We start from the raw sequence: 573 nt of genomic DNA on the forward strand, positions 1-573 counted from the left end.
CGCGGAGGCCCGAAGGGCCGGAGCTTCACTGCCTGTGATTGTTAGAACTTACCGGCGGTCTACTTTGCCGTAATGCGCTTTACTACTTATATACCCTGCGAAAAGTACACAGACCATCGACGTAAACCTCCCAAGAATCTCCTTTATTGTAATAGGAGTTTCAAGCTGACCATCTGAAGTCTTTTCTAAGTATTGAATGAGAGGTAACAAATCTTCTTTTTGTACAGAAAAATCGATTCTATGGCTGAGCTTATTTCTGATTGAATTCATGTGTTTTATTGCAGGAATACAGTCGTATTTATCAGAAATTTTAAATTTAGAAAGTAAAGAGACTTTCTGACCGAATGTCTGCCTAGCGGAATCCCAATCTAGTGCCGGATGTTCAATCTTAAGGTACTCGTCAAGATAGTGCTCAATTACGAGATGACAAGAGAGAAAATAGCCCAAGGATTCATAATCAATTTTTTCTATTCTGCTCCACTCGACTGAACCGTTGATAATCTCGGAGACTTTTGGAGGTAGAGTTAAGTCGTTCATACTTTGTTCTAACAGTTTTATTCAAAAGCTCCAGAT

At 39.6% G+C, this 573-nt stretch carries 1 protein-coding gene; it reads right to left on the minus strand.

Annotated features, from left to right (window positions below; all coding sequences use genetic code 11):
• Positions 1 to 48 precede the first annotated feature (48 nt).
• Positions 49 to 537, minus strand: a complete 489-nt coding sequence (locus B4U49_RS00310; protein WP_078082635.1) for a hypothetical protein — start codon at positions 535 to 537, stop codon at positions 49 to 51.
• Positions 538 to 573: the final 36 nt, after the last annotated feature.

Origin of the sequence: Microbulbifer mangrovi, assembly GCF_002009015.1 — a bacterium.
Classification (GTDB): Bacteria; Pseudomonadota; Gammaproteobacteria; order Pseudomonadales; family Cellvibrionaceae; genus Microbulbifer; species Microbulbifer mangrovi.